The 516-nt window shown below is 60.1% G+C and carries 1 protein-coding gene; it reads right to left on the bottom strand.

Features of this window, described 5'->3' with window-relative positions; translation table 11 throughout:
- A partial coding sequence (locus EOA86_RS37820; protein WP_164892465.1) for a YcjX family protein occupies positions 1 to 516 on the bottom strand: 516 nt, incomplete at both ends.

Here is a 516-nt window from a genome sequence, read left to right as displayed (position 1 = left end):
CCTCATTGCTTTGCCGATGGCCCGGGTTCTGCCGATGGTCTGGTCCAGAGACATCGAACACTGCATCAATTTTCTCCGGTAAATCACCGGGAAATATAGCTGTTTCGGTTCTTCCATCGAATGTTTCGCCGTTGATCTTTTCACCTTTCAACGGTGTGCCAATGATGACCGGCAGCGTCTCACGGCCTTGCTTGACCGTGCCTTCGCTGGTCGCGCGCACCGCCGCCAGGGCGACCACGTCGACATCGGCGCCGGTGAAATTTGCTCGCGCCATGGCGCGATCGGCAAGCCGCCGCACGATCGCCTGCAGCCGATCGTGGCTTTCGTGATGCAGATGGTCCGCCTTCGTCGCCGCCACCAATATGCGGTCGATCCGCCTTGAAAAAAAGTCAGTCAGGAAATTGCTGCGGCCGGGGCGGAAACAGGCGAGGATTTCGGTCACCGCACGTTCGAGATCGGCCATCGCGCCGGGGCCTGCGTTCAGGGCCTGCAGGGCGTCTATCACCACGATCTGAC

The organism is Mesorhizobium sp. M5C.F.Ca.IN.020.32.2.1 (assembly GCF_004023105.1).
GTDB classification, from domain to species: Bacteria; Pseudomonadota; Alphaproteobacteria; order Rhizobiales; family Rhizobiaceae; genus Mesorhizobium; species Mesorhizobium wenxiniae.
The sequence above is the reverse complement of the archived record's forward strand: the minus strand, read 5'-3'. Positions and strand labels throughout refer to the sequence as shown.